Origin of the sequence: Rahnella sp. 2050 (assembly GCF_040544515.1) — a bacterium.
In the GTDB taxonomy this organism is placed as follows: domain Bacteria; phylum Pseudomonadota; class Gammaproteobacteria; order Enterobacterales; family Enterobacteriaceae; genus Rahnella; species Rahnella aceris.
Map to the genome: position 1 here is coordinate 439,323 of NZ_JBEPKE010000001.1, position 25,341 is coordinate 464,663.

Consider the following 25,341-nt stretch of genomic DNA (forward strand, 5'->3'; position numbering starts at 1 on the left):
CCCGCAGGCACCGTTGTGATTGATGGCGCGCCCCTGCCACAGGGACCAGCAGAATTTAAACCCTGCCAGTAACCGACCACACCCGATTGGACGATACTACTCTCCCCGTCATACTTGAAGCCGCAGCGGCGTTGGCTGCGCTTGTTCACCCGAATCACTGACTCATGTCAGCTCATCGGGACTCACACACTTGCCGCCTTGCTGCAACTCCAATTATTTTGGGGAGTAATGACTCAATAAATTATTCGTTACTCGAACTCGTTCCAGGAACGGCCGTCGCGGGTGATCATCGCCACGGAAGCCACCGGCCCCCATGTCCCGGACTGATACGGTTTTGGTGCTTCGCTTTCCGCAGCCCATGCGTTCATGATGGAGTCGACCCATTTCCAGGCTTCTTCCACTTCGTCACGACGGACGAACAGCGCCTGAATTCCACGCATGGTTTCCAGCAGCAGACGCTCGTAAGCATCGGCAATATGCTGTTCATTGAAGGTTTCAGTAAAGCTCAGATCCAGCTTGGTGGTTTGCAGACGGTGTTTGTGCTCAAGACCCGGCACTTTGTTCAGCACTTCGATCTCGATACCTTCGTCCGGTTGCAGACGAATAGTCAGTTTGTTCTGCGGCAACTGCTGGTAAGAATCACGGAACAGGTTCAGCGCCGGGTTTTTGAAATACACCACGACCTCAGAACATTTGCTCGGCAGACGCTTACCGGTGCGCAGGTAGAATGGCACGCCCGCCCACTGCCAGTTGTCGATATCCACACGAATAGACACGAAAGTTTCGGTGCTGCTGGTTTTTTTCGCACCTTCTTCTTCCAGATAGCCAGGGACTTTTTTGCCCTGCACGAAGCCGGCTGTGTACTGGCCGCGCACGGTGTTTTCACGCACGTTTGACTGGTCGATACGACGCAGTGAGCGCAGCACTTTCACTTTTTCGTCACGGATACGGTCGGTGCTCAGATCAGCCGGAGGTGACATGGCGATCATGGTCAGAATTTGCAGCAAGTGGTTCTGGATCATGTCGCGCATCTGACCCGCGTCATCAAAGTAACCCCAGCGGCCTTCGATACCGACTTCTTCAGCGACCGTGATCTGCACATGATCAATGGTGCGGTTATCCCAGTTGCTGGCAAACAGATTGTTAGCGAAACGCAGTGCCAGGAGATTCAGTACCGTTTCTTTACCCAGATAGTGGTCGATACGGTAAACCTGGGACTCAGCGAAGTATTCCGCGACTTGATCGTTGATAACCTGAGAAGACTCCAGAGAGTGTCCCAGTGGTTTCTCCATCACGACGCGCGCAGGTTCTTTGTTCAGCCCTGCTTCGCCCAGACCGCGGCAAATCGCACCGAAGTGGCCTGGCGCAATCGCAAAGTAGTTAATGGTGGCGCGATTTTGCTGGTCAAGCATTTTGCCCAGCACTTTGAAATGCTTCACATCGTTGACATCAAGGTTACAGAAATCAAGACGGGCGCTGAGCTTATCCCACAGTTCCGGATCAATTTTTTCTTTCATGAAGGTGGTCAGTGCTTCTTTGACCACTTCGGTATAGGCCGCTTTGTCCCATTCCGCACGTCCGACACCGATGATGCGGGTGTCCGGGTGAATGTGACCCGCTTTCTCTAACTGATACAGGGAAGGCAACAGCTTACGGCGCGCAAGATCGCCCTTTGCACCGAAAATTACCAGATCACACGCCTGGGCTGTCTGAGTTACCGCCATGTTCTTCTCCTCAATGCAGGAATACCTAACATATTTCTGGTTGCTGTGCGTGAGCCGCAACTCGAATTATCTCGGGTACATATTGTAATTTTATTTCAGCAACAATGTACTCTGATTGCCCGTGAGCCGTAAACCATGTTCTGACAGGGGGATAACTCTGCGGAAAAGCTTGTTTTTATCATAAATGTCTCAGCGGATAGTAAAACCCACCACATTCTGTAATTTTATGACAAAACTGAACAGAATTTACCATACTGAAAGTTAGATCCCGGTCAAACTCTGACAAAAAAAGCGTTTTTTCGCCTGACTGACGCTGCCAACAGCATTAAGCGCGTAGTATATTTTCATCAAATCAACACGATTTCCTCTTTTCAAAGAAATCGTTGAAACCTATGAGTGTCATGCTTATGAATACGTTGGAAAAAATCCAGACCCACCTTGACATTCTGAGCAAGTCAGAACGCAAAGTCGCCGAAGTGATCCTGGCATCCCCACACATTGCAATCCACTCCAGTATTGCCACTCTCGCCCGCATGGCGGACGTCAGTGAACCTACTGTAAACCGTTTTTGCCGTCGCCTCGACACAAAAGGGTTTCCAGATTTTAAATTACATCTGGCACAAAGTCTGGCAAACGGCACACCTTATGTGAACCGTAACGTGGATGAAAGCGACAGCGTCAGCGCTTACACCAGCAAAATTTTCGAATCCGCTATGGCCAGCCTCGATCAGGTGAAAAATACTCTCGATATCGCTGCCATCAACCGCGCAGTCGATTTACTCACCCAGGCGAAAAAGATTTCTTTCTTTGGGCTGGGCGCATCGGCCGCAGTGGCGCATGATGCCATGAACAAATTCTTCCGCTTTAACATTCCCGTGGTGTATTTCGATGACATCGTCATGCAGCGCATGAGTTGCATGAATTCCAGCGAAGGCGATGTGGTGGTGTTGATTTCCCACACCGGCCGCACCAAAAATCTGGTCGAGCTGGCGCAACTTGCCCGCGAAAACGACGCTACGGTCATTGCCATCACGTCCTTTAATACGCCACTGGCGCATGAGGCCACGCTGGCTCTGTTACTGGATGTTCCGGAAGATACCGACGTTTATATGCCGATGGTTTCTCGAATCGCTCAGTTGACGTTGATTGATGTGCTGGCTACCGGGTTTACGCTGCGTCGTGGTGCAAAATTCAGAGATAACCTGAAGCGGGTCAAAGAAGCGTTGAAAGAATCGCGCTTTGATAAGGGAATGGTTGTCCCTAACCTGCCGGAGTAAGCTCGTCATGCGAGTCGGCACATCAAATCATTCATAAAATATATGAACAAATCATCATTGATTTAATAGGGAGTCTGGCGGGAAATCTACGCGCAAAGTGCGCAGGGTAAATGTCAGACATGAGGTCAGCGGGTCACACAGGTGAAACCCTTTTGTATTACAATTACACCTAAACCCAATGTGGGCTCGCTGTTTTTTTGCATTACCATGTTTCATCAGTTAACGGAGTTAGGCATGTCCAGAAGGCTCAGAAGAACGAAGATTGTTACCACGCTCGGCCCTGCAACTGACCGCGACAATAATCTTGAGAAGATCATTGCTGCTGGTGCGAACGTTGTGCGTATGAATTTCTCCCACGGAACCGCTGAAGATCACATTCTTCGCGCTAACAAAGTGCGTGAAATAGCCGCGCGTCTCGGCCGCCACGTCGCGATTCTTGGCGATCTGCAAGGTCCGAAAATCCGTGTATCGACCTTCAAAGAAGGTAAAGTTTTCCTCAATATCGGTGACAAATTCCTGCTCGATGCCAACATGAGCAAGGGTGAAGGCGATAAAGAAAAAGTCGGCATCGACTATAAAGGTCTCCCAGCTGATGTGGTGCCGGGTGATATTCTGTTACTTGATGACGGCCGTGTGCAGCTAAAAGTACTCGAAGTTCAGGGCATGAAAGTGTTCACGGAAGTGACCGTGGGCGGCCCGCTGTCTAACAATAAAGGCATCAATAAGCTGGGCGGAGGTCTTTCTGCCGAAGCGCTGACTGAGAAAGATAAAGCAGACATTATTACTGCGGCCAAAATGGACGTAGATTATCTGGCAGTTTCATTCCCACGCACCGGCGAAGATCTTAACTACGCGCGCCGTCTGGCACGCGATGCAGGCTGTAATGCGCAAATCGTGTCTAAAGTCGAACGCGCTGAAGCGGTGGCGTCAGATGAAGCAATGGATGACATCATTCTGGCATCCGATGTCGTGATGGTGGCCCGCGGTGACCTGGGTGTTGAAATCGGCGATCCTGAGCTGGTGGGTATCCAGAAAAAACTGATCCGTCGTGCACGTCAGCTGAACCGCGCGGTGATCACTGCGACCCAGATGATGGAATCGATGATCACTAACCCGATGCCAACCCGTGCAGAAGTGATGGACGTAGCGAACGCCGTGCTCGATGGCACAGATGCGGTCATGCTGTCAGCGGAAACGGCTGCCGGTCAATATCCTGCTGAAACTGTGGCAGCCATGGCGCGCGTATGTCTGGGCGCAGAAAAAATCCCAAGCATTAACGTTTCCAAACACCGCCTGGACGTGGAATTCGATAACATCGAAGAAGCCATTGCAATGTCCGCCATGTACGCGGCAAACCACCTGAAAGGGGTCACGGCGATCATTTCCATGACCGAGTCCGGGCGTACCGCGCTGATGTTGTCACGTATCAGCTCCGGCCTGCCGATCTTTGCCATGTCGCGCCACGAACACACACTGAATCTGACCGCGATTTACCGCGGCGTTACCCCTGTCTTCTTCGACAGCGCAAATGACGGCGTAGCGGGCGCACAGGATGCCGTGAATTTACTGCGTGATAAAGGTTACCTTTTGTCAGGCGATCTGGTGATCATCACCCAGGGTGATGTCATGAGTACCGTCGGTACCACCAATACCAGCCGCATACTGCGTGTAGAATAATGGTGAAATGTAATAAGATATAAACATATGGCCGATCATCGTGATCGGCCTTTTTTATTTTCGTCCTGCCCCTGAATCTATTACTCCCTCCTGCTGGTCAGTGAACAGTCTTAATTTGATCATTATTTTGCCATTCGTTTGAAATAATCAGGTTCACTGCATAAATCATTGCGTGATGAAAATTCATTACACCTACAAACATTGCGCTTAAATATAACTTTTTATCGCAAGACAACCCTTCTTTTAAGTCAGCAAACGTATAACAAATACAGATTCATCTCATAGGAATGTGTACTCCGTACTTATCCTTCAGAAATTTATGTGACATGCATCACATTAAACAATCAAAAAGTTCTGTTATGGGCAAATGTTCAATGTCGTTATTGAATGATAATGATTTGCATTTATAATAATTCTCAATCGTTAAAACCTTGTATAAGTCCGCACTAAGGAATCCAAACAAGACATATCACTGCTTATTTTTTATAACATAAAATATTTAACCATACACTTTACAGGCATGGCCATCAGCCCTGCCTGCTGATGCTTACGTTCACTGCTAAATCCTGACTTTATCCGGGTGGCCGCCCCACGCCTGCTGAGGATGAAAAGGACTAACCAAAAGGATCCAGAATGAGCCAGATAAATAACTGGGAATTAATGCAATCCGGCACTCAAGACCTGACAATCACTCAGGCGAATATAAGCAAAAATAAAGGTTATATTTTTAACCAGAACAGCACTTCTGAATGGCAGACCCTGATTGAGCAAGGCCTCGAATTAATTAAAACCCATATTAACCATACTGAGAAACCTTTTTCCGGCGTTTCTCCGGCTGAATTAGCCGAGCAATTTCGCCATATTGACCTGACCAAACCTTTAGACGGAACGCGGCTGGCGCTGGAAGAACTGGATGATTTATATCTTCAGCACGCGGTCTATTTCCACCATCCGAAATACCTCGCGCATCTCAACTGTCCGACCGTAGTACCTTCCCAACTGGCGGAACTGTTTATCAGCGCCATCAACTCCTCTGTGGATACCTGGGATCAGAGCGCAGGCGGCACACTCATCGAGCAAAAAGTTATTGACTGGACACTCGCCCGGATCGGTTTTGGCGCACAGTCAGATGGTATTTTCACCAGCGGCGGTACGCAGTCTAATCTGATGGCAATGCTGCTGGCACGAGACAGTCATTGCAAACGCACCCGCCCGCAACACAGCATCAAGTACCAGGGGCTGCCGCCGGAAGCCAACCACTGGCGTATTTTCAGTTCACAGGTCAGCCATTTCAGTATTCAGAAATCCGCTGCCCTGCTCGGCCTGGGTTATGACGCCGTGGTGCCAGTCGCCTGCGACAGCGCTTTCCGTATGGATATTGCCGCGCTCCGTCAGGAAATTGAGCGCTGCCACACTGAAGGGTTGATTCCAATTGCGGTCGTGGCAACCGCCGGTACGACCGACTTTGGCAGCATTGACCCGCTGAATGAGATCGCTGAAATCTGCCGCCAGGAAAAAATCTGGATGCATGCTGATGCCGCGTACGGCTGCGGTTTGCTGGTTTCACCTCAGCATCGCCAGCGCATTGAAGGGATCCATCTGGCCGATTCCGTTACCGTGGATTATCACAAATCCTTCTTCCAGCCGGTGAGCTGCAGCGCATTCCTGGTTAACGATCACAGCCATCTGGAGCACGTCACGCACCACGCTGAATACCTGAATCCGCTGAGTGCGAAACTGGAAGGCACGCCAAATCTGGTGAACAAAAGTATCCAGACCACCAAACGTTTTGATGCCCTCAAAATGTGGCTGACGTTGCGCATTATGGGTCAACAAGCACTGGGGGAATCATTTGATGTGCTGCTGGCACGCGCAACAGAAACGCATCAGATGATGGAACAAAATCCGAATATCGAAGTGCTGCATAAACCGGAACTGAGCACGCTGGTATTCCGTTTTGTGCCGCGTATCTCCATGAGTCATGAACAGATTGACGAAATCAATGCCGGGATCCGCAAGGCCATTTTCCGCGACGGCAGCGCCGTTATCGCCGGTACCAAAGTGCATCAGCGTCAGTATCTGAAATTCACCTTACTGAACCCCACCACCACCAGGGAAGACGTTGCCGATGTGCTCAGCCTGATCACGCATTACGGCAAAGAATTGACTGCCAGCGCGCTGAGCGCCGCGAAAAACCGGTAAAAGGAGCCGCACCATGAATATCCATTCAAACGACCAAACGTATGATTTCATCGCCGTGGGCATCGGCCCGTTTAACCTCGGGCTGGCCTGTCTGACTGAACCGGTGAAAGAGCTGAACGGTCTGTTTTTAGACCAGAATGACAGCTTCGACTGGCACACCGGTATGATGCTGGAAAGCGCGCATTTACAGACGCCGTTCATGGCAGATCTGGTGACTCTCGCCGATCCGACCAGCCCTTACAGCTTCCTGAATTACCTGAAATTACAGGGAAAACTTTACTCGTTCTACATCCGTGAAGACTTCTTCATGATGCGTAAAGAGTTCAATCAGTATTGCCAGTGGGCATGCAGCCAACTGACCAGCCTGCAATTCTCCACGCGCGTGGAACTGGTCACCTGGGATGCCGTGCAGGAATGCTATCTGGTTGAAACGCGCTCAACCAAAAGCGGCGAAAAGCAGATTTACCGCACCAAAAGGCTGGTTCTCGGTACAGGACCGTCGCCGTGGATACCCGCCTGTGCGCGGGATGCCGGCAGGAACGTGCATCATTCCTCGGCCTATTTGCCGAACAAAGAGCAGGTACAGAATTCGAAATCCATTACCGTGGTCGGCAGCGGCCAGAGTGCCGCAGAAATTTACTATGACCTGCTCTCTGATATCGATAAGCACGATTACCACCTGACCTGGGTGACCCGCGCCCCGCGTTTCTACCCGCTGGAATACAGCAAACTGACGCTGGAAATGACCTCACCGGAATACATCGATTATTTCCACGCGCTGCCAATGAGCAAGCGCGATCAGCTCAATCGTGAACAAAAATGCCTGTATAAGGGCATTAACATCAGTCTGATCAACGACATTTATGATCTGATGTACGTCAAACGTCTCGACGGCCCGCTGAATGTCAATTTGTATACACATTCGGAACTGAAAGCACTGACCCGCAGCCGCAGCGGCGAACTGGAAATGACCCTGCTCCACCACGAACAACAACAGGAATACCAACACCGCACGGAATCCGTGATCCTCGCAACGGGTTACGGCTATCAGCCACCGCAGTTTGTTGAAGGCATTTACAACCGTATTCAGTGGGATGACGCGGGCCGTTACGCCGTCAGGCGCAATTACAGCATCGATGCGCACAACCAGATTTTCGTACAAAACGCCGAGCTGCATACGCACGGCTTCGTCACTCCGGATCTGGGCATGGCGTGCTACCGCAACAGCACCATAATCCGCGAGATGCTCGGCACTGAAGTGTATCCGCTGGAGAAATCCATCGCCTTCCAGACCTTTGGGTCCCGCATCCCTGGCGCAAACTAACGGAGAATTTACCCATGTCTGATGCCATTTCAACCGCCGTATTCTCCTGCCAGCGCGACGCAGGAAAACTGTCTTTACGCCCGCTGGCGCTGGAGAAAGATGCCGCCGTTTTACATGACTGGATGACGCAGCCCTACGCACATTTCTGGGGAATGCAGAACAGTACCCTCGCAGAAGTCGACAGCTTCTATCGCAACCTGACTCACGGTAAACCGCTGGCGGCGCTGATGGGCGAAATAGACGGTCAGCCGCAATTTCTCATCGAATGCTATCCGGTTCAGGATGACCCGTTGCATGAACATTACGACGTCCGGCCCGGCGATATGGGCATGCATATTCTGCTGTCACCGGCCGAAAAACCGGTGTCAGGCTTCAGCTGGCAGGTGTTCTCGGCCGTGATGGAATACCTGTTCAGCCAGCCCGAAGTCCGCCGCGTAGTGGTCGAGCCGGATGTTCGTAACGAAAAGATTCACAAGCTGAATAAGCGCGCCGGTTTCCGCTATCAGAAACAAATTCAACTGACACACAAAACTGCATGGCTGGCATTTTGCCAGCGTGAAGATTTTTTTCAGGCAAGCCAGAAGGAAAAACACACCATGACTCCTGCAACTCTGCAAACCGGTGAGCACCTGCGACCGGAAATCTGGGCAAAAGCGAATGCCCTGCTGCTGCGAAAATGCCTGGCGGAACTGACCCATGAACGTCTGCTCGCGCCGCAGGCGTTGAAAACGACCGGCACCTGGACTGACTATCAGCTGGCAGTACCGGCCTCGGAAATAGAATATCGTTTCCGTGCCCGCCAGTTGCCTCTGAATGACTGGATGATTGATCTCGACAGCATTCAGCGTCTGGATAATTTTATCCCGCAGCCGCTGGACGCGGTTAAATTTATCATTGAATTCGCCGAGCAAATTGGTATTTCCCAGGCCATGCTGCCGACCTATCTGGAAGAAATCAGCAGCACGCTTTACAGCAGTGCCTACAAACTGGCAAACAATCACACCACAGCGAAACAACTGTCACAGGCCGATTTCCAAACCGTCGAAACCAGCATGACCGAAGGCCATCCGAGCTTTATCGCCAACAACGGCCGTATCGGTTTTGATGCCGGTGATTATGTCCGTTACGCGCCGGAAGCGGCCAATCCACTGCAACTGGTCTGGGTGGCGGTTCATCATGACAAAGCACATTTCGCCAGTGTCGAAGGTTTACCGTATGAAAAACTGATCGCGGAAGAACTGGGTGAAGCGCAGATTTGTGCTTTCACGCAAAAGCTGGTTGATAAAGGTGTCGACCCGAAAAATTACTACTTCATGCCGGTACATCCGTGGCAGTGGCAGAACAAATTACTGACCGTCTTCGCACCGGATATCGCCCGTCAGTTTCTGATTTATCTCGGTGAAGGTGATGATAACTATCTGGCACAACAGTCAATCCGCACCTTCTACAATGCCAGCCGTCCGAAAGGACGTTACGTTAAAACGGCGCTGTCGATCCTGAACATGGGCTTTATGCGCGGGCTTTCACCTTACTATATGGCGACCACTCCGGGCATTAATGAATGGCTGGCGGATCTGGTCGAAAACGATGCGTATCTGCAATCCACCGGTTTCAGCATTTTGCAGGAAGTGGCGTCACTCGGTTACCACAATCACTATTTCGAGCAAGCCATCAAAGGCGACAGCGCGTACAAGAAAATGTTTGCGGCGTTGTGGCGCGAAAACCCGGTCGCCTTGTTGCAGCCAAATCAGCGTCTGATGACCATGGCCGCCCTGCTGCACACCGATAAACACGGCGATGCACTGATTATCGAGATGATCAAATCATCCGGTCTGGCCACCGGCGACTGGCTTAAACGCTACATGCACGCCTATCTCAGCCCGCTGCTGCACTGCTTTTATCAGTACGACCTGGTGTTTATGCCGCATGGTGAAAACCTGATCCTGCGGTTCGAAAACAATATTCCGGTGAATGCTTTCATGAAGGATATCGCCGAGGAAATTGCGGTGATGAACCCCGACGCCAGCCTGCCGGAAAAAGCCAAACGTCTGGCGGTGGACGTACCGGAAAATCTTAAAATTTTGTCGATTTTCACTGACGTCTTTGCCGGGGTATTCCGCTTTATCGCCCGTATTCTGGAAGAACATGGCAATTATCCTGCCGGGCAGTTCTGGCAGGTGGTAGCCGAAGTGGTACGCGACTATCAAATTCAGTATCCGGAACTGTCGGAGAAATTTGCCCGTTATGACATGTTTGGCGCCGAGTTTACGCACTCATGCCTGAACCGTCTGCAACTGGCGAATAACCAGCAGATGATCAACCTGTCAGATCCGGCGCAGAACCTGAAATTCGCCGGCACGCTGGAAAACCCGATTGCGGCCTATGCTAACCGCTACTGAAAACCCGGTTTAATCTGATGAAGCTTTAATGCCATGAATAGTAGCGCGGCTTTCACAGGCCGCGCTTTTTCGATTTTAAGACCCGGAGAATTAAGGTTATGTCGTCCGTTTCCGAACCCGCTTCGCGGCTGAATTTCCGCCAGTGGCTGTTCCCGCTGTCGCTGGTGCTATTCGAGTTCGCCACCTATATTGCCCACGATATGATCCAGCCGGGTATGCTGCAGGTGATCAGTGATTTCAGCGCAAGTGCCGACTGGGTTTCAACCTCGCTAACCGCTTATTTGTGCGGCGGTATTTTGCTGCAATGGTTGCTCGGGCCGCTTTCCGACCGCCTTGGCCGCAGGCCGGTGCTGCTGACAGGCGTGGCCTTTTTCACCGTCACCTGTCTGCTGACGGTTTTCACCCGAAACATTGAACAGTTCATTCTGATGCGTTTTTTACAGGGGATGAGCCTGTGCTTTATCGGCGCGGTAGGTTATGCCGCCATTCAGGAAGCGTTCAGTGAAACAATGAGCGTGAAACTGATGGCGCTGATGGCGAACATCACGCTGATCGCTCCCCTGCTCGGGCCGCTGGCTGGCGCGGCGTTTATTCATTACGCACCATGGAAAGCCATGTTTGCGTTGTTCTCACTGGTCTCTGCATTCTCATTCTGGGGGCTGTGGCGCAGTATGCCGGAAACCGCCAGCGGTCGCGGGGAGCGTTTTTCAATGCGCAGGCTACTGACCGATTACCGCGAAGTCTTCACCAACAAAGGCGTGGTGCTCGGTTCGCTGTCTATCGGGTTGATCACCCTGCCGTTGCTGGCGTGGGTGGCGCAGTCGCCGGTATTACTGATTCAGGATGGCGGAATGACGCCGCTACAGTACGGATGGTGGCAAGTGCCGGTATTTACCGGATTGATTATCGGTAACATCACGCTCAGCAAACTCAGTGGCAAAGTGAATATCCGCACGCCTGTCTGGCTCGGTCTCGCGCCGATAGTTCTCGGTCTGGCAGTCAGTGCTTATGCCGCGCTGTTTATGGTACATGCCTGGGGCTGGATGATTGGCGGGCTGAGCCTCTATGCGCTGGGCTCGGGACTGGTAAATGCCGGGCTTTACCGCCTGACGCTGTTTTCCAGCCCGACCGGTAAAGGCACGGTCGCCGCTGCACTTGGGCTGCTCACCATTGTGGTTTTTGCGGCGGGTATAGAAGTGGCAAAGCAGTTGTATTTCGCACTGGGCAACGGCATTTTTATGCTGGCAGGCATGATTTCCGGTGTCACCGGCACATTGCTGATTGCAGTGTTTCTCAAACGTATCCCTGAAAAAGCATAAAAAAAAGCTGAGGTGTGAGCCTCAGCTTTTTCAAATCTTTTTACCGTTACTTTTTGGGATAAAGCTCTTTGCGTGAATAGGGCTCAGGCTCACCCGGTTTGCGGGTTTTAAGCAACTTGAGGATCCAGGTGTACTGTTCCGGATTCGGCCCGACCAGCACTTCCACTTCCTCATTCATCCGGCGCGCAATGCGGTTATCATCGGCAGTTGCCAGATCATCCATTGGCGGGCGCACATAAATATCGAGACGTTGTTCGTGGCCGTTATACACCGGAAACAACGGTATGATCGACGCACGGCACACTTTCATCAGGCGTCCTACCGCAGGCAATGTCGCCTTGTAGGTCGCGAAGAAATCGACGAACTCGCTGTGCTCAGCACCGTGATCCTGATCCGGCAGATAGTAGCCCCAGTATCCCTGACGCACCGAACTGATAAACGGCTTGATGCCATCATTACGCGCATGCATCCGGCCACCAAAACGACGGCGAACGGTATTCCACAGATAATCGGTCAGCGGGTTTTTCTGATTATGGAACATGGCGGCCATCGGATGTCCGTCAGCGGCCATCAGCATCGCCGGAATATCCACAGCCCATCCATGTGGCACCAGAAAAATCACATTTTTACCTTCGGCATGCATCTGATCGACAATTTCCTTGCCGTGCCAGTGAACGCGCTGCATGACTTTTTTGGGGTCACGGATCGCCAGCTCAGCCATCATCACCATGGATTGTGGCGCGGTGGCAAACATTTCATCGATGATATGTTCACGCTCCGCTTCAGAGGTTTCCGGCAGGCAGTACAGCAGATTAATTTGCGCACGACGACGTGCGCCTTTCGCAAACTTTCCGGCCAGACGGCCAAGACTGCCTAATATAGGGTCACGAACCTTTGCGGGCAGATACGCCATTGCGGCCATCGCTCCGACGCCCAGCCAGACGCCCCAGTAACGCGGATAATAGAAGGCTTTCTGAAACTGCGGAATAAATTCTACGGTAGATCGTTTTTCTTTTTCTGGCTGCATGCTCAGGCTCTTATGACAAATTCTGCCTTAATGATAAGTGCAGTGATTTATTTTGCAATAAATCACTGCCTCACAACATTAAGCGCAAAAGGGGATCCTGAACGGTCAGTCCAGCTTCAGTTGAGGAACAACCTGACGAACGGTGGCCAGGTAAGTACTGCGATCTTTACCTGTCAGCCCTTCGGTGCGCGGCAGTTTAGCCGTCAGCGGATTCACAGCCAGCTGGTTAATCCACATTTCAAAGTGCAGATGCGGGCCGGTTGAGCGACCAGTATTGCCGGAAAGCGCGATGCGATCCCCCCGTTTCACTTTCTGACCGGGTTTCACCAACAGTTTACGCAGATGCATATAACGGGTCATGTACTGACGACCATGACGAATGGCCACATAGTTACCCGCAGCGCCGCCGTTCTTGGCAACGACCACTTCGCCATCACCCACCGCCAGAACAGGCGTACCGACAGGAACGGCGAAATCGACGCCACGGTGCGGCGCAATACGCCCGGTCACCGGGTTCAGACGACGCGGATTGAAGTTAGACGAAACGCGGTACTGTTTGCCCGTCGGGAAGCGCAGGAAACCTTTCGCCAGCCCGCTGCCGGTACGGTCATAGAACTTACCGTCTTCGGCGCGCACGGCGTAGTAGTCTTTACCGCCAGTGCGCATACGCACTGCCTGCAATTCACTTTGCTCGTTCTTACCGTCCAGCACCTCGTTGGACATCAGTACCGCAAAGTCGTCGCCTTTCTTCAATTTACGGAAATCGAGTTGCCATTGCAGCGCCTTAATGACAGCACTGACTTCAGCGCTGCTCAGCCCTGCCGCTTTGGCACTGGTGACAAAACTGCCGTTCAGCGTCCCTTTCAATACGGAGTCTTTCCATTCCCCTTTCAGGGTTTCCAGAGACGATTTGAAGGTATTGCCGGAACGGTCAAAGGTATAGGTTTCGCGACGTGATTTTTCCCACGTCAGACGCTGTAAATCCCCGGCATCGTTAAGTGTCCAGGAAATCTGCTGGCCGATTTTCAGGTTACGTAAATCACGGTTGGCGTCAGAAAGCGCAGCAATTTCCGACATATCAATGCCGTACTGATTCAGAATGCTGCTGAGGGTATCGCCGGTAGAAACCACATACTCATGCACGCCCGCTTCATTGACAGTTTTATCGTCAAGATCATCTTGCGGAATGTCATCATCAGCGGGGGGAGACTGGTCGATAGGTTCGCTGGCTTCGGGAAGCAGTGAACGCAGTTGCTGATTATCAAGTGTGATATTTTTAACCAGCGGTCGGGTATCAGAAAGGTCATTGTCCGGGTGGTAAGCTAACGGTTTCCATACGGCCACAGCCAGTGTGACGACGGTAAGAGACCCCAGCATAATGCGATGGGGCCGTGGAAGGTTGCTATACGCCAGAGCGATAGATCGGGCTATCAGCTGCACTTAAATTCTGTCCTTTTAGCTTACTTCAGGCAGCTCAGGTACTGGTTCGTCAGCTGTGACAAAAAGTTCACATAGCTGTCCGCACCCAGTGCAATGCTGCTCCCCAGAGGATCCAATGTGCCCATACGCACTTTTGTTCCCTGGGCAACAGCCGTTATGACGGCCGGCCTGAATTGTGGCTCAGCAAAAACGCAGGTCGCTTTTTGCTCAACCAACTGTGTTCGAATGAGATGTAATCGCTGTGCACCGGGTTGAATTTCGGGATTGATCGTAAAGTGACCAAGTGGCGAAAGGCCGAAGTGTTTTTCAAAGTAGCCATAGGCATCGTGAAAAACAAAATATCCCTTACCCTGAACAGGTTGCAGAATACTACCAAGGTTTTTGTCAGCTTTTGTCAAGGTGTCTTCAAAATGAGATAAATTTGCATCTAATTGTTGCTTTTTTTGCGGAACCAGCGCTACGAGCTTGTTATGGATCACAATAGCAGCCTCGCGGGCAATTTCCGGCGACAGCCAGACATGCATATTGTATTCGCCATGATGATGATCAGCGTCATCGTGATCATGGTCATGATCAGCCTCATGTTCGTCATCATCACTGCCCTTAATCAGCAGCGGTTTCACTGCCGGTAACGTCGCGATGGCCACCTGACGGTTCGGCGACAACTGCGCCGCAGATTTGGTCATGAAAGCTTCCATTTCCGGCCCCACCCACACCACCAGATCGGCGCTACGCATGCGTGCAATATCCGAAGGGCGTAAGGCGAAATCATGTGGAGATGTGCCGTCCGGCAGCAACACTTCCGTCGGCATAACACCATCGGCAATGGCTGATGCGATAAAACCCAGCGGGCGTACGGAAGCCAGAACCACGGCCTGCGTGCTGAAAACCGCGCCTGAACTCAATATTGCGGCTGCCAGAAACATCCGTTTAACGCTTTTTTTCTGTATCATGCTGAGTGAACTCATCTTCAGGTTGGGGGAAAACTGGTTATTTTTAGCGAAACGCAATATTATAACATCCGATTTGTTCTGCAAGACCCTATGACATGCCCACATTAGCTACGCTCCAAAATATTTCAGTGACTTTCGGTTCGCGACGCGTGTTGTCCAACATCTCGCTAAGCCTGCAACCGGGGAAAATTCTGACCCTTCTCGGCCCGAATGGCGCAGGGAAATCCACATTAGTGCGCGTTGTGCTTGGCCTGATTGCGCCGACAGAAGGCACGATGACTTGCGAACCCGGTTTACGTATCGGCTATGTTCCGCAAAAAATTCATCTTGATCCCACCATGCCGCTGACCGTCAGCCGCTTTATGCGACTGAAACCCGGTGTGAAGAAAAGCGATATTCTGCCCGCGCTCAAACGCGTACAGGCTGCGCACCTGCTGGATCAACCGATGCAAAAACTCTCCGGCGGCGAAAATCAGCGTGTTTTACTGGCGCGTGCGTTAATGAACAGCCCGCAGTTACTGGTGCTCGATGAACCGACGCAAGGTGTTGACGTCAACGGACAACTGGCGCTGTACAACCTGATCGACAGCCTGCGCTGCGAATTGGGGTGCGCGGTGCTGATGGTGTCGCATGACTTGCATCTGGTGATGGCGAAAACGGACGAAGTGCTGTGCCTGAACCAGCACATCTGCTGTTCCGGCTCGCCGGAAGTAGTGTCCACGCATCCGGAATTTATTGCGATGTTCGGTAACCGTGGCGCCGAGCAACTGGCGATTTACCGTCACAACCACAACCATCGTCATGATTTAAAGGGAAAGATAATTTTGCGCAACACCGGAGGTCGTGACGCATGATCGCGCTGTTATTACCCGGCTGGCTGGCGGGTGTATTGCTGGCGATTGCCGCTGGCCCGCTGGGCTCGTTTGTCGTCTGGCGCCGCATGTCCTATTTTGGCGATACGCTGGCCCATGCCTCTCTGCTCGGCGTAGCGTTTGGCTTACTGCTTAATGTTAATCCTTTCTATACCGTTATCGCCGTCACGTTATTGCTGGCCGTGTTACTGGTGGTGCTCGAGCGGAAACCGCATCTGGCCGTCGATACCCTGCTCGGAATTATGGCGCACAGCGCCCTGTCACTCGGTCTGGTGGTGGTCAGCCTGATGTCCGGCGTACGTGTGGATCTGATGGCGTATTTGTTTGGTGATTTGCTGTCAGTGACCTACAGCGACATCTGGATGATTGGTGCTGGCGTAACGGTGGTGATTGCGGTGCTGTGCTGGCAATGGCGGGCATTGCTTTCCATGACCATCAGCCCGGAACTTGCTCATGTTGATGGCGTAAAACTGCAACGCACACGTATCGTCCTGATGCTGGTAACAGCGCTGACGATCGGTCTGGCGATGAAGTTCGTCGGCGCGCTGATCATCACCTCGTTGCTGATTATCCCCGCCGCGACAGCGCGACGCTTCGCTAAAACGCCTGAGCAAATGGCCTGCGTCGCGGTAGCGGTTGGCATCATTGCGGTGACCGGCGGCCTGACGTTCTCTGCATTCTATGATACGCCTGCTGGCCCTTCTGTCGTGCTGTGCGCTGCGGTGTTGTTTATGCTCAGCCTCAGTAAAAAACAGATTGCCTGACCGCAACGCCAGAAACAGAAACGGACGCCCTGAGCGTCCGTTTTTTATGCCTTTTCTTCCTGGCTTTTCTCCCGTGCCTCCCGCTCTTCCTGCGCTGCTTCCTGCCTTGCCTGCCGCCAGTGCAGCACCGGTGATACGGTTATGCCGTGGATCACCACGCTGGTGACAATCACCGTGAACGCGATGTTGGTCATATAGTTGGCGTCCGCGCCATGCAATCCGTGCGTCCAGGCGTAAGCGATATAGTTCATACTGCCGATACCGCGAATACCAAACCAGCCAATCATCAGCCGCCTGCCCTTGGGCACGTGTACGCCTATTGTCGTGATATAAACAGCCAGAGGACGGATGACGATAAACAGCAGCGCAGCGATCAACAGCCCCATCGGCTCCCAGTGTTCCGCCAGCGTTATCCCGAGCACCATGACAATCCCGGCGGCAAAAATCCGCTCAATGGTATCGCCAAATGACAGTGCATCACCCACCATCAGTCCGATCGAATTGCGCGGCATTTCAGCTTGCATCGAATGACGCTGGTGTGGATTGACCATGCCTTCAGCGGGTGGCGGGCGCGACCCGTCCGTCAGATCCTCCGGCGGATGCAAAGAGACCACGCGCACTTCCGCGCTGCGCAACCCGACACCGGCGGCAAAGGCTGCAAGGAAACCGGAAGCATCAAGAGATTGTGCGGCCGCGTAACTGAGCGCAATCAGTGACAACGCCAGAAAATCACTCGGTGCGACCGTACGCTGACGGCTGTGAAAACGCGTCGCACTTAGCCCGACCAGTTTCCCCATCGCGAAGCCAATTGCCAGCCCGCCGAGCAATGCCCAGATCACATCGCGCCATGCCCAGTGCCACAATTCTTGTGAAGATAATCCTTCATGCGCGGTAAACAACATCAGCGCCAGCATCAGGATGGGCAGCGCGGAGCCATCATTCATCCCCGCCTCGCTGGAAAGTGCAACCCTGAGTCCGTCATCATCATTGGCATCATTCACTGCAATCATGCTGGCCAGCACCGGATCCGTCGGCGCAATGATGGCACCCAACGCAAGAGCCAGTGGCCATGAAATACCTGTAATGTAATGGGCAATAGCCGCGGCGCACAGGACGGTCAGTAACATGGCAGGAAAAGCCAGTAACACACCGACGCGCCAGCTTTGTGCGCGAAAGGGCAACCGGAGTTTCAGTCCGGTAATAAATAATGACGCCGCCATGGCGATTTCAGTGAAATGTGCGGTGAGGGTGGAATACGCCACCAGATCGATATGCAGTAAATCCAAAACCCAGGGACCGCAGACGATCCCTGCGGCCAGATATAAACCAAACGTCGTCACCGGACCGCGGGAAATCCACCCCGATGCGAGTGACATAATCAATAGCAGTCCTCCGACCGCCGCTGTCCAACCTAAAAATCCCATGTCTATCCCATACTAAATATCAATCTATTAAGCATAGTACATGTATGCAGATGAATGATTTTTCAGATAAATAACATCAGGCACAAATGGCGCGGTGTATTCTTAGCCGGTAGGCTAAAATTGATTTTTATCCGGGAAAAGACGAGTCATAAAATGATTAAATACAGTGTGCTGTATCCAAATATCGAAAACGGAACCTTTGATCATGATTATTATCGTGATGTGCATTTACCGCTGATCAAACGCCGCATGGGCGAGTTTTGCCATTCTTACGCTATTGATAAAATGCCTGAGGGCGCTCCGGCTGAGTCGCCATTCATCGCCGCCTGCCATATCTATTGCAACTCAATGGAAGATTTTGAAAAAGGCATGAAAGACAATGCTGCGGATTTTGTCGCTGACGTGGCAAACTTCACCAATATCGAACCCGTGAAGATGATTTTCGACGTCGTTGTCTGAGCCATTCACCCTGCCCTGAAGGTAAAAAAGGCGATTAACCCGTCAGGTTAGCCGCCTTTTTTATTGTCGTGTGGACGCTGTATAAAACCCTGCCAGCGCCATTATTTCATCAGTAACTTTTTGATTGGCGCACTCGGCTCGCGCCTGATGGTATGCAAAAACTCCTGCGCCTTATCATTGACCGCATAATCGGCGGTGACGCCAAAATCCTGCACCATTGCCCACTTTTCAAACAGTGCTTCATCACTCTTACGCATAAACCACAGCATTCTGATTGCCGTTACCGCCACTTGTGGGATCTGCGTCACAGTGCCGTTGATCCACTTATTTAGCGTGCTGCGAGGCAGTCCCAACAGGATACACAACGCGGGCTGGTCGATATCCAGCCTCCGGACATAGTCCAGGAACTCATTTGCGTTATCTGCCATAAACTTATCTCCAATTTATATAACCCTGCTCATTGTACAGGAATCTCATAGATATTCCATCCCGTCGCTATTCGCTACGAGAACTCCTGATTTTCAGTGTCACTGACACAAAGATTAGTGTCTGCTAGCTACAAACAAACAAGCTAAGTGAAACAAATTCATGTAGCGCTATAACTTTACGTTTCTTGACATAAGTCAAACGTTCGTTGAATGCGTGAAGCAAGTCACATTCACCGCATGTATGATTTTCGTAAAGAGACAGAAAGAGCGTTCTGATAATGCTTCTTATTTGTCGCTAACAGATACTTATTTCAATATCGGAAAAAACAAATGACTGCACAAGTTTCAGAACGAATTCAACATAGCGCCGCTGCAAATCGCAAAGTTAATCGCGAGAATAAGATCCTCACGAAGCCATTTGGAATCTCTGCTGCTACGTTTTGCAGGATGCTTGCAGGGTCGTTACTGATGGTTAGTTCTGTAACTTTCATACAATCAGCCAGTGCGGCCTTCACATCGCAAGAAACGGATGCAGTTAATCAGTATCTTTCCGCACATCAGAGTTACCCAAATTACATAAAACAGGGAATTGAAAGCGCCACCAGTTTCCAGCAGGTACACGACTACCTGTTGAACAATACTTACTACAACGGAACCTCGACAGTTCCGGTAGACCAAATTTCGATGGCTGAGCCAATAAAAACAGAAACCGTGCCGTTAATTACTTTAACCCCCGCAGAACCCGCTAAAGATGGCGTTGTTATAAATGACCCTACTGGTAACCCTGTACTGATCACTCCGGTCAAAAATGACCCTACCGGGAATCCTGTGCTGATCACTCCGGCCAAAAATGACCCTACCGGGAACCCTGTGCTGATCACTCCGGCCAAAAATGACCCTACCGGGAATCCTGTGCTGATCACTCCGGCCAAAAATGACCCTACCGGGAATCCCGTTAGTGTTAACACGACAGAGCAGCAGAATCCTGTTATTCCCAAAAAACAGGGGATTACATCGCAGCCCGGCTCCTCCCCCTATTCACAAGATATAAGGGTTCGTTCAAGCTATTACGACCAACAGATCACTGCCCTGAATGCCGAAGCTGAACAAAATCACGCCGAAATTCTCTCTGAATCTCACAGCCGTGCTGCCGCAGATGCTCAGGTGTTGCAGAAGTCTCAGGACTACACCAACTCAAAATTCTCCGCGTTAAAATCTGAGGTTGATGACAACAAAAAAGAAGCCGCTGCCGGATCGGCTTCCGCTATGGCGCAGGCCAATATCCCTCAGGTGCAGGAATCCCAACAGTTCGCGGTGGGTGCCGGTGTCGGCGGTTATGATGCGCAAAACGCCCTGTCCGTTGGCGCTTCATTCCATGCCAGCAGATCCACCATTGTCAAAATGTCAGTCTCCGACGACACGCAAAGTAACTTTGGTTATGGCGCTGGCGTGAGCGTTGGCTGGTAAATCGTTCCGGGGGCTCCGTCCCCCGTTCTTCCCTTTCAGGTAAATCTCAATGAAAAAATTTATCGTTTTTGCAGCCATTATCCTGCTTTCCGGTTGCTCTACTCAGGCTTCAAGAATGGCTGACTGCCAGTCACAGGGCGTCTCCAAAGATACCTGTTATATGGCTGAACAAAATCGTCAGACCGCCATTCAGAGTGTTGCCCTTAAGCAGGCAATGGAAAATGCCTCCACGCAATATGCCCAGGCCGCTAAAAAGATCGTGCATGCGCGCATTAAAGGTATCGACGTCAAAATCTTTCCTGCGGATAAACAGGGATATATCGAAGGGACCGCCGCATATCTTGATGAAGATAACGCAGATGCTCAGGTCTATCGCAAAGGCGTTTTCACAGCGATTTATTACAAGCGCACGCACAAGCTGGTTCTGATGCGTGACGGGCAAATTTATGGAAGGACGCCGATATGAAAAAGCACCACACCGATCAGTTCAGACATCTACCACCGGGGCAGCAATATACCTGCCTGAAAATGTTACAGCGCGTTGAGGAAACCCCGCTGACCGACGGGGTGACCGGCGTCGCTGTATCGGTCATGATGAAAGACGGTCATACCGCCACACTCAGTAAATTCATCGCGCAACCTGATGAAATCTCAATTCTGGTCAGTTGGGAAAAAGAAAGAGAATAATGCACTCTGACTACGTTTTTATATCTCCTGCCCTCCTCTCCCGCCAGTCCCGCACTTCTGTTCTAGTATATAGAGGTGCGAAACCGCCTTCTCTGCACCTTTGCCCTAATTAATTGATGAGTCTGTTCAAAAATTTGCGTTTGTAACTCACGCCTTATGCGCGGACGATGGACTCTCATGCTCATGACTAACGCCTTACAGGCGCAGGAGTAAACGTGGGATTTTTAAGCGGGTTTTTCGCCCGTATTGCAGGTCAGAAACCCGCGCAAGATACGGAAAAAACATCACCTCATGAGGAGTTAAAGATGGCAAAAGTACTGGTTCTCTATCATTCCATGTATGGTCATATTGAAACTGTGATCGGATGATAATAAAAATCGGTAAAGTTCGCCCAAAAGCGCATTAAATAACAGTTGGTTAGAATCAGCCAAAATCGCCAACGACAAACTTATGCGATATTTGACTATTTTTTTTGCCCCACAGGTGCCCCATTGCTCGCCCCCTGCTCATACAGAATCAGAATACCTTTTAAACTACACAGCAGCAGCTCCCAGTTTTTTCTTCATATCACTGCGCTCACATCAGGGCGAACTTAAGTCAAATTAACCGTGCAAATACCGTTCAGGTTGTTTTAACATTGCCCACCCTTTTTATATGGATATTTGAATAATGGCTATACCAGCATATTTATGGTTGAAGGATGACGGCGGCGCGCTGATCAAAGGCGGTGTGGATGTTAACGGTCGGGAATACAGCATCGAGGTTAAGGGATTCCATCACAACCTGATGATCCCTACGGATAACGCGACGGGTAAAGTAACGGGGACCCGCATGCACTCCCCTTTACTGATCGTGAAGGACTTCGACTGTTCAAGCCCCTATATTTATAAAGCGGTGGCAACAGGCCAGAGTCTCGAATCTGCCGAGATTAAATGGTACCGGATTAACGACGCAGGCCAGGAAGTTGAGTATTTCAACATGTTGCTCGAAAAAGTTCGGATAGTGTCCATCTCTCCAGCTATGGCAACTGGTGATAATACTCAGGACAACCATCTTGAAACAGTAGAGTTACGCTACGAGAAAATTACGTGGAAGCATAACGACGGCAACATTATTTTTGCCGACTCCTGGAACGACCGCCAGACGGCTTAATGTGAAAAAAGGGGCGCTATGCCCCTTAATCGTAAAGCCACTTACCAGCCTTTGCAGACTCAATAATCATTTCAACAGTAAGAGTCTTGTACGACTTTTCTTTGTACTCCCGCCGCAGCCTAAACCACCACCACGGTAATTCGGGTTGAAAATAATCATCAATGTTGAAGTTGTCGTGTTTGATGTTATACCGTGTGAATAAATCTAAAAGCATTTCTTCCAGTTCTTCCGGTACAAAGTAAAAATGTTCTCTAAAAGTCCAGTCTTTGCTGACCGGTTTCTTCCGTTCACTGTAATTTTCAGTGATGTATTGAAGAATCTCACTTTCATCAATTGCCATCAGAAGTACGTCCACGCCACACGGTCTTGAGGATACGCAATGAGGTTGTATTTTTTACGAGTATCCCTTGCCACAAGAGCAACCATTACTACTGCCTGAGCGTAACCAAAATAAGGAACTGCGCGGCCGACGACAGCACCGACTTTGTTCGTATGGCGTACCTCGCCCAGTACCAATGATTCAATACGCATTCCGTCAGGGAATCTTGCATTATTAAAAATGCGTCTTGCCATCTTCGACGCTATGCTGGTTTTGTTGCCTTTAGCCCCCAGTACCTTGCGCTTAGGTAAAATTGGCTGACCTGCAATAATGGTTGCGGCAGTTTCAACAGCCATTCCACTATGGTCTGCGAAAGATTCGATGAAGATAAGCCAGAACAGCTCTTCTTTCGTTACGTTGGCATGACCGTGATAGAAGTATGTTCCGTTTAGCGTTTCAGTTGTATCCATTCTCAATATCCTTTTGATTTGAAGGGTTTTAGAATAAACCCTGCGTCTTCAGCAGGCAATTAAATCAAATACACGGAATATCATCAAACTCATCGGTCGTCGCATCATTGATGATATGCGTAACGACGCCGAAAATTATCGTCGCCTCTCCTTCAAGATCCCCCCCACAATAAGCGTTTCTATTTCAGGCTGATCGAGGGATGCCGGATAGAACCCATTGATCTTTGATGTATTTCGGAGCGGCAAGCATTTCTTCGCCCGCTTCCGTTTTTTTACCTTCAGCCCTATTCTGCTGGCCGGTCATCTTCATAAAGATCATTGGAGCTGTTTGAAATGAGCACACACAACATCATTCAGTTAGAGCCTAATGACTGGGTAACAGAAGATTTATTGATCGCGCTAACCAGGTTGAAGTCAGGCACGATTAACCAGGGGGACAAAGCAGCATCGAATAGATGTTCAATTGCGGGAATATGGCCGTTCAGTATCCCATGCCTGTACTTTCGTTTTCAGCCCAAGAGTAATGCGCCACAATGAAAACTCCGGCTATCATTATGCAGTGGGTTCCCTCAGCGCAATCTGGGAAACGGCACTGAAACGCGCAGGTTTAAAATGCCGCAAGGCCTATCAGTCTCTCACACCTATGCGTGCTGGTCGCTTTCTGCGGGTGCAAATCCGTCATTCATCGCATCACAGATGGGACATTCGAGCGCCCAGATGGTGTTTAACGTTTATGGCAGTTGGATGCCGGAAAGCAGCGCTGATCAGGTGACGATGCTAAACCAGAAGCTAAGCAGTTATGTCCCATGCATGCCCCATGGAGTAAAAGGGGCTGTATAAAATAAGCTTAATTGCCCTAATTAATTGATGAGTCTGTTCAAAAATTTGCGTTTGTAACTCACGCCTTATGCGCGGACGATGGACTCTCTTGCTCATGACTAACGCCTTACAGGCGCAGGAGTAAACGTGGGATTTTTAAGCGAATTTTTCGCCCGTATTACCGGCTCCAAAACCCGGCAGGATACGGTAAAAACATCACCTCAACAGGAGTTAAAGATGGCAAAAGTACTGGTTCTCTATCATTCCATGTATGGTCATATTGAAACGATGGCGCAGAGTGTTGCAGAAGGCGCACGCAGCGTTCCAGGTGTTGAAGTCACAATAAAACGCGTCCCTGAAACCATGCCGGAAGAAGCCTTTAAGGCTGCCGGTGGTAAAACCGGTCAGACGGCAGAAGTCGCTTCCCCCGCAGAACTCGGCGATTACGATGCCATCATCTTCGGCACACCGACCCGATTCGGTAACATGACTGGCCAGATGCGCACTTTCCTTGATCAGACCGGCGGCCTGTGGGCCAAAGGCGCACTGGCAGGCAAAGTCGCCAGTGTATTCAGCTCAACCGGCACCGGCGGCGGTCAGGAAATGACCATTACGTCAACCTGGACCACCCTCGCCCACCACGGCATGATTATCGTTCCAATCGGTTACACCACACCTGAACTGTTCGATATTTCTCAGGTTCGCGGCGGTACACCTTATGGTGCCACCACCATCGCCGGTGGCGACGGCTCGCGCCAGCCGAGCGCAGAAGAACTACGGATTGCCGTACATCAGGGCAAACATGTGGCGACCATCGTCAGTAAACTGGTCAGCTAAATAACCGCGTAAAATAAGGCGCAGAATTCTGCGCCTTAAATTCCTTACAGGCCTGTTAAAGCACGCCACGCCCCTCTGAAAACAGCCCTGCTCTACTTGTAAATTCATTACATGTATCAATAGCTTCTGCGTTTTCTGATTGTTCCCAGGAATCAGTTTGGAGACTTTGGTTTGTTTCTAAACTGTTAGCGTCTTTTACAAAAATCGCCGGGTTTTCTTTAATTCCTTTTACTAAGCACGTCATCACAAGTTCCTTTAGTAATTTCAGCTGTCTTTTCTACGACCAAAAAAAACGGCCCTT

Annotated in this window: 24 protein-coding genes and 2 pseudogenes; 16 read left to right on the top strand and 10 right to left on the bottom strand. The window is 50.8% G+C overall.

The features are described from left to right. Positions 1–248 precede the first annotated feature (248 nt). Positions 249–1,724, bottom strand: a complete 1,476-nt coding sequence (gene zwf, locus ABIC79_RS01860; protein WP_013575315.1) for a glucose-6-phosphate dehydrogenase — start codon at positions 1,722–1,724, stop codon at positions 249–251. Between the two features lie 407 nt (positions 1,725–2,131). On the opposite strand from zwf, the gene ABIC79_RS01865 reads away from it, so the two are divergent. From ABIC79_RS01865 to ABIC79_RS01890, 6 genes are all read left to right on the top strand, one after another. Beyond that, a complete protein-coding gene (locus ABIC79_RS01865; RefSeq protein ID WP_013575314.1) occupies positions 2,132–3,001 on the top strand; it encodes a MurR/RpiR family transcriptional regulator in 870 nt (289 codons plus the stop codon). A gap of 234 nt (positions 3,002–3,235) precedes the next feature. Beyond that, a complete protein-coding gene (pyk, locus tag ABIC79_RS01870) occupies positions 3,236–4,678 on the top strand; it encodes a pyruvate kinase (protein WP_013575313.1) in 1,443 nt (480 codons plus the stop codon). A 633-nt stretch (positions 4,679–5,311) separates the two neighbouring features. Next, a complete protein-coding gene (locus tag ABIC79_RS01875; protein WP_013575312.1) occupies positions 5,312–6,880 on the top strand; it encodes a pyridoxal phosphate-dependent decarboxylase family protein in 1,569 nt (522 codons plus the stop codon). Between the two features lie 13 nt (positions 6,881–6,893). Further along, positions 6,894–8,204 (top strand): lysine N(6)-hydroxylase/L-ornithine N(5)-oxygenase family protein, encoded by a 1,311-nt coding sequence (locus ABIC79_RS01880; RefSeq protein ID WP_354566496.1) that lies wholly within the window; start codon positions 6,894–6,896, stop codon positions 8,202–8,204. Positions 8,205–8,218: 14 nt separating this feature from the next. Beyond that, on the top strand, positions 8,219–10,603 hold the full coding sequence (locus ABIC79_RS01885; RefSeq protein ID WP_354566497.1) for a GNAT family N-acetyltransferase: 2,385 nt from the start codon (positions 8,219–8,221) through the stop codon (positions 10,601–10,603). 98 nt (positions 10,604–10,701) lie between these two features. Beyond that, positions 10,702–11,922: an MFS transporter gene (locus ABIC79_RS01890; protein WP_013575309.1), complete on the top strand. Its 1,221-nt coding sequence runs from the start codon at positions 10,702–10,704 to the stop codon at positions 11,920–11,922. 46 nt (positions 11,923–11,968) lie between these two features. On the opposite strand, the gene lpxM is transcribed toward ABIC79_RS01890, so the two are convergent. The 3 genes from lpxM to znuA form a co-directional block, all read right to left on the bottom strand. Further along, positions 11,969–12,949, bottom strand: coding sequence for a lauroyl-Kdo(2)-lipid IV(A) myristoyltransferase (gene lpxM, locus ABIC79_RS01895; RefSeq protein ID WP_037034697.1), 981 nt, complete (start codon positions 12,947–12,949; stop codon positions 11,969–11,971). Between the two features lie 105 nt (positions 12,950–13,054). Continuing rightward, positions 13,055–14,389 (bottom strand): murein DD-endopeptidase MepM, encoded by a 1,335-nt coding sequence (gene mepM, locus ABIC79_RS01900; protein ID WP_013575307.1) that lies wholly within the window; start codon positions 14,387–14,389, stop codon positions 13,055–13,057. A 20-nt stretch (positions 14,390–14,409) separates the two neighbouring features. Beyond that, positions 14,410–15,342 carry a zinc ABC transporter substrate-binding protein ZnuA gene (gene znuA / locus ABIC79_RS01905; RefSeq protein ID WP_015689879.1) on the bottom strand — a complete coding sequence of 311 codons (933 nt, stop codon included), beginning with the start codon at positions 15,340–15,342 and terminating at the stop codon, positions 14,410–14,412. 95 nt (positions 15,343–15,437) lie between these two features. Between znuA and znuC the strand changes: the two genes are divergently transcribed. Both znuC and znuB read left to right on the top strand, forming a co-directional pair. Beyond that, complete coding sequence (znuC, locus tag ABIC79_RS01910) at positions 15,438–16,196, top strand: zinc ABC transporter ATP-binding protein ZnuC (protein WP_013575305.1); 759 nt, start codon at positions 15,438–15,440, stop codon at positions 16,194–16,196. Continuing rightward, the gene (znuB, locus tag ABIC79_RS01915; protein WP_013575304.1) at positions 16,193–16,978 is read left to right on the top strand and encodes a zinc ABC transporter permease subunit ZnuB; all 786 of its coding nucleotides are present in this window, start codon (positions 16,193–16,195) and stop codon (positions 16,976–16,978) included. The genes znuC and znuB overlap by 4 nt, the downstream gene beginning before the upstream one ends. 44 nt (positions 16,979–17,022) lie before the next feature. Here znuB and ABIC79_RS01920 read toward each other — a convergent pair whose 3' ends face one another. Continuing rightward, entirely contained in the window at positions 17,023–18,402 is a 1,380-nt protein-coding gene (locus ABIC79_RS01920) for a cation:proton antiporter (protein ID WP_354566498.1), read from the bottom strand. 153 nt (positions 18,403–18,555) lie between these two features. Here ABIC79_RS01920 and ABIC79_RS01925 point away from each other — a divergent pair, with 153 nt between their 5' ends. Beyond that, positions 18,556–18,861 carry an EthD family reductase gene (locus tag ABIC79_RS01925; RefSeq protein ID WP_013575302.1) on the top strand — a complete coding sequence of 102 codons (306 nt, stop codon included), beginning with the start codon at positions 18,556–18,558 and terminating at the stop codon, positions 18,859–18,861. A gap of 101 nt (positions 18,862–18,962) precedes the next feature. On the opposite strand, the gene ABIC79_RS01930 is transcribed toward ABIC79_RS01925, so the two are convergent. Further along, a complete protein-coding gene (locus tag ABIC79_RS01930; protein ID WP_013575301.1) occupies positions 18,963–19,289 on the bottom strand; it encodes a hypothetical protein in 327 nt (108 codons plus the stop codon). A 330-nt stretch (positions 19,290–19,619) separates the two neighbouring features. On the opposite strand from ABIC79_RS01930, the gene ABIC79_RS01935 reads away from it, so the two are divergent. The 5 genes from ABIC79_RS01935 (at position 19,620) to ABIC79_RS01955 (ending at position 22,595) form a co-directional block, all read left to right on the top strand. Further along, positions 19,620–20,756 carry a YadA C-terminal domain-containing protein gene (locus ABIC79_RS01935; protein ID WP_354566499.1) on the top strand — a complete coding sequence of 379 codons (1,137 nt, stop codon included), beginning with the start codon at positions 19,620–19,622 and terminating at the stop codon, positions 20,754–20,756. Positions 20,757–20,805: 49 nt separating this feature from the next. Further along, positions 20,806–21,222 (top strand): hypothetical protein, encoded by a 417-nt coding sequence (locus ABIC79_RS01940; protein ID WP_013575299.1) that lies wholly within the window; start codon positions 20,806–20,808, stop codon positions 21,220–21,222. After that, positions 21,219–21,443: a hypothetical protein gene (locus ABIC79_RS01945; RefSeq protein WP_013575298.1), complete on the top strand. Its 225-nt coding sequence runs from the start codon at positions 21,219–21,221 to the stop codon at positions 21,441–21,443. Before ABIC79_RS01940 ends, ABIC79_RS01945 begins: the two co-directional genes overlap by 4 nt. Before the next feature lie 215 nt (positions 21,444–21,658). Next, entirely contained in the window at positions 21,659–21,811 is a 153-nt protein-coding gene (locus ABIC79_RS01950; RefSeq protein ID WP_223509326.1) for a hypothetical protein, read from the top strand. A gap of 301 nt (positions 21,812–22,112) precedes the next feature. Next, positions 22,113–22,595, top strand: coding sequence for an Hcp family type VI secretion system effector (locus ABIC79_RS01955; RefSeq protein WP_013575296.1), 483 nt, complete (start codon positions 22,113–22,115; stop codon positions 22,593–22,595). A gap of 25 nt (positions 22,596–22,620) precedes the next feature. Here ABIC79_RS01955 and ABIC79_RS01960 read toward each other — a convergent pair whose 3' ends face one another. The 3 genes and pseudogenes from ABIC79_RS01960 to ABIC79_RS25610 form a co-directional block, all read right to left on the bottom strand. After that, a complete protein-coding gene (locus ABIC79_RS01960) occupies positions 22,621–22,935 on the bottom strand; it encodes a DUF1493 family protein (RefSeq protein WP_013575295.1) in 315 nt (104 codons plus the stop codon). After that, on the bottom strand, positions 22,935–23,384 hold the full coding sequence (locus tag ABIC79_RS01965; RefSeq protein ID WP_354566500.1) for an STM2901 family protein: 450 nt from the start codon (positions 23,382–23,384) through the stop codon (positions 22,935–22,937). The genes ABIC79_RS01960 and ABIC79_RS01965 overlap by 1 nt, the downstream gene beginning before the upstream one ends. A 64-nt stretch (positions 23,385–23,448) precedes the next feature. Beyond that, a pseudogene (locus tag ABIC79_RS25610) lies at positions 23,449–23,550 on the bottom strand (DNA polymerase V); the annotation flags it as partial. 246 nt (positions 23,551–23,796) lie between these two features. Here ABIC79_RS25610 and ABIC79_RS01975 point away from each other — a divergent pair. Continuing rightward, positions 23,797–24,224, top strand: a pseudogene (locus ABIC79_RS01975) (integrase); the annotation flags it as partial. A gap of 216 nt (positions 24,225–24,440) precedes the next feature. Beyond that, a complete protein-coding gene (gene wrbA, locus ABIC79_RS01980; RefSeq protein ID WP_015689874.1) occupies positions 24,441–25,040 on the top strand; it encodes an NAD(P)H:quinone oxidoreductase in 600 nt (199 codons plus the stop codon). 55 nt (positions 25,041–25,095) lie between these two features. Here wrbA and ABIC79_RS01985 read toward each other — a convergent pair whose 3' ends face one another. Continuing rightward, positions 25,096–25,284, bottom strand: coding sequence for a type II toxin-antitoxin system CcdA family antitoxin (locus ABIC79_RS01985; protein ID WP_013575291.1), 189 nt, complete (start codon positions 25,282–25,284; stop codon positions 25,096–25,098). Positions 25,285–25,341: the final 57 nt, after the last annotated feature.

Excerpts from the sequence above, each read along its gene's own strand:
- ABIC79_RS01925 (WP_013575302.1), top strand. The coding sequence starts at position 18,556 with ATGATTAAATACAGTGTGCTGTATCCAAATATCGAAAACGGAACCTTT.
- ABIC79_RS01945 (WP_013575298.1), top strand. The coding sequence starts at position 21,219 with ATGAAAAAGCACCACACCGATCAGTTCAGACATCTACCACCGGGGCAG.
- ABIC79_RS01985 (WP_013575291.1), bottom strand. The coding sequence starts at position 25,284 with ATGACGTGCTTAGTAAAAGGAATTAAAGAAAACCCGGCGATTTTTGTA.
- ABIC79_RS01865 (WP_013575314.1), top strand. The coding sequence starts at position 2,132 with ATGAATACGTTGGAAAAAATCCAGACCCACCTTGACATTCTGAGCAAG.
- ABIC79_RS01960 (WP_013575295.1), bottom strand. The coding sequence starts at position 22,935 with ATGGCAATTGATGAAAGTGAGATTCTTCAATACATCACTGAAAATTAC.
- ABIC79_RS01965 (WP_354566500.1), bottom strand. The coding sequence starts at position 23,384 with ATGGATACAACTGAAACGCTAAACGGAACATACTTCTATCACGGTCAT.
- znuB (WP_013575304.1), top strand. The coding sequence starts at position 16,193 with ATGATCGCGCTGTTATTACCCGGCTGGCTGGCGGGTGTATTGCTGGCG.
- ABIC79_RS01890 (WP_013575309.1), top strand. The coding sequence starts at position 10,702 with ATGTCGTCCGTTTCCGAACCCGCTTCGCGGCTGAATTTCCGCCAGTGG.
- zwf (WP_013575315.1), bottom strand. The coding sequence starts at position 1,724 with ATGGCGGTAACTCAGACAGCCCAGGCGTGTGATCTGGTAATTTTCGGT.
- ABIC79_RS01885 (WP_354566497.1), top strand. The coding sequence starts at position 8,219 with ATGTCTGATGCCATTTCAACCGCCGTATTCTCCTGCCAGCGCGACGCA.
- wrbA (WP_015689874.1), top strand. The coding sequence starts at position 24,441 with ATGGCAAAAGTACTGGTTCTCTATCATTCCATGTATGGTCATATTGAA.
- ABIC79_RS01920 (WP_354566498.1), bottom strand. The coding sequence starts at position 18,402 with ATGGGATTTTTAGGTTGGACAGCGGCGGTCGGAGGACTGCTATTGATT.
- ABIC79_RS01875 (WP_013575312.1), top strand. The coding sequence starts at position 5,312 with ATGAGCCAGATAAATAACTGGGAATTAATGCAATCCGGCACTCAAGAC.
- ABIC79_RS01880 (WP_354566496.1), top strand. The coding sequence starts at position 6,894 with ATGAATATCCATTCAAACGACCAAACGTATGATTTCATCGCCGTGGGC.
- znuA (WP_015689879.1), bottom strand. The coding sequence starts at position 15,342 with ATGATACAGAAAAAAAGCGTTAAACGGATGTTTCTGGCAGCCGCAATA.
- pyk (WP_013575313.1), top strand. The coding sequence starts at position 3,236 with ATGTCCAGAAGGCTCAGAAGAACGAAGATTGTTACCACGCTCGGCCCT.
- ABIC79_RS01930 (WP_013575301.1), bottom strand. The coding sequence starts at position 19,289 with ATGGCAGATAACGCAAATGAGTTCCTGGACTATGTCCGGAGGCTGGAT.
- znuC (WP_013575305.1), top strand. The coding sequence starts at position 15,438 with ATGCCCACATTAGCTACGCTCCAAAATATTTCAGTGACTTTCGGTTCG.
- ABIC79_RS01955 (WP_013575296.1), top strand. The coding sequence starts at position 22,113 with ATGGCTATACCAGCATATTTATGGTTGAAGGATGACGGCGGCGCGCTG.
- lpxM (WP_037034697.1), bottom strand. The coding sequence starts at position 12,949 with ATGCAGCCAGAAAAAGAAAAACGATCTACCGTAGAATTTATTCCGCAG.
- ABIC79_RS01935 (WP_354566499.1), top strand. The coding sequence starts at position 19,620 with ATGACTGCACAAGTTTCAGAACGAATTCAACATAGCGCCGCTGCAAAT.
- ABIC79_RS01940 (WP_013575299.1), top strand. The coding sequence starts at position 20,806 with ATGAAAAAATTTATCGTTTTTGCAGCCATTATCCTGCTTTCCGGTTGC.